Consider the following 1,928-nt stretch of genomic DNA (forward strand, 5'->3'; position numbering starts at 1 on the left):
TCGTGGTATTCGCTGAGCCGGTTTTGGGCGTTGTAGCGGTAGTCGCGTTGTTGCTGGCTGCTTTCGTGCAGGATGTTGCCGGCGCTGTCGAGTATGAGGGCGCTGTCACGGGTGCCGATCAGCCGGTTGCTGGCAGGCTCGTAGTGGTAGTCAATGCGTTGCTCTTCGCTGGTGTCCTGACTGCGCTGCACCTGGCTCAGGCGGTTGCCTACCGCGTCATAGTCGAACTGCTGTTCGCCGTAGGGTCCCTGGTCGTGGATCAGGCGCTGCACCAGGTCGTAGCTGAAGCGCTGCTGTTGATGGCTTTGCCCTTCCTCGCGATTAATTCCGGTGATGTTGTTCTGCCGGTCATAGAGGTAGGCCTGTTGCCAGAGGACGTGCTGGCCGCTGTCGGTGACGCGGATGCTGCTGACGCGTCCGTCTAGGTCGTAGCTCAGGTGCTGGCTTGCTCCGTTGCCGTTGGTCCAGTGCGCCACGGGACCAAAGGGCTGGTACTGGATGTCGGTAATCAGCGGCTGATGCTGCCGGCCACTGCGCAAACTGATGCGGCTGGGCAAGCCATGCTGGTAGTGGTAGTCAACCCGTTGGCCATTCGGGTAGGTGATGCTGGCCAGCTGGTTGCCTGCCGTGTAGCTGTATGCAATGCGCTGGACGTGGGTCTGGCCGTCGATGTGGAGGGTGCGGGTGTCGCTGAGCAGGTTGCCGTGGCGGTCGTAGCGGTAGTCGATCTGGCTGTGACGGTCGACGATGCGCGTCAGGCGGCCAATGCCGGCGCCGTGTTCTGTGCCGTTTTGGTCGTAGATGTACTGGATGTCGTCGACCGGGTCAGGGTGCTGGATACGGGTCAGGCGGCCGAGCAGGTCGTAATGGTAGCGTACGGCGTGCTCAGGTTCGCCAAGGCGATGACTGCTGATGCGCTGTCCGGCGGTGTCATAGTGGTGTACGCGGGTGCCGGTATCCGGGCTGTGCTCCTGCAGCAGTTGGCCGAGACCGTCGTAGGTGTAGGTGGTGCGCGCATCATTGGCAGCAATAACCTCGGTCAGACGGCCGCGGTTGTCGTAGTCGAACCGGGTTTCGCCCTGGGCCGGGTCGATGTGCAGGGTCAGGCGGTTGAGGCTGTCATACTGTTGTACGGTGCTGAGCAGGCCGCTGGGCTCCTGGTCGCTGGCCTGGTCTATACGCACGGCGTTGCCGCTTTTGTCGTGTTGTACGCGGGTATGCTGGCCGGCGTTACCCAGCAGGGCTATGACCCGACCCAGTTCGTCGTGCTGGCGTTGCTGTTGCTGGGTGGTCTGACCATCGCGGTCATGGATGCTCAGCTGCTCCCAGCTGCCGCTGACCCGGTTGGGGGTGATGCTGATGCGTTCGCCCTGGCCGTTGAGCAGGCCGGTGATCTGTCGGGCGTCGTTGTATTCAACATGCAGGTGTTGACCATTTGCCTGGCGCAGGCTGTTCGGCAGGCCGTTGGCCAGGTAGTCAATGACAACTTCGCTGGTGTGCTCGCCGCGCCGCTCGATGCGGCTCAGCTGGCCCTGGGCGTTGTAGTGCAGGCGGGTGTCCAGACCGTTGGGGTCAAGGATTCGGCCAGGCCGACCGTTGGCGTGGTGGTGGCTGTAGCGGGTGCGGTGACCCAGGGCGTTGGTGCTGGCGATAAACCGTCCTTGGGCGTCGTAGTCGAGTTGGCTGTAGGCGATCTGGGCGCCTGGGTCTGACTGCTCGGCCAACAGCTGCTGGCGGGGGTCGGTGATGCGCACCTGTTTGAGCAGGGTCTGCGCGACATCATGGTAGTCATATTGGTAGACCCAGCTGCGGCTGGCACCCTGGTTGGCGTAGGGCTGCTGCTGTTCACTCAGGTTGATGCGGGTGTGCAGGCTCAGGCGGCCGCGGTCGTCGTACTGGTTGAACACCTCGTACTGGGCTTGCCAGTG

General features: G+C 63.0%; 1 pseudogene. It reads right to left on the reverse strand.

Features of this window, described 5'->3' with window-relative positions:
* Nucleotides 1-1,928 (reverse strand): annotated as a pseudogene (locus tag BMZ23_RS14470) (hypothetical protein); the annotation flags it as partial.

Source organism: Halopseudomonas yangmingensis (assembly GCF_900114825.1).
GTDB classification, from domain to species: Bacteria; Pseudomonadota; Gammaproteobacteria; order Pseudomonadales; family Pseudomonadaceae; genus Halopseudomonas; species Halopseudomonas yangmingensis.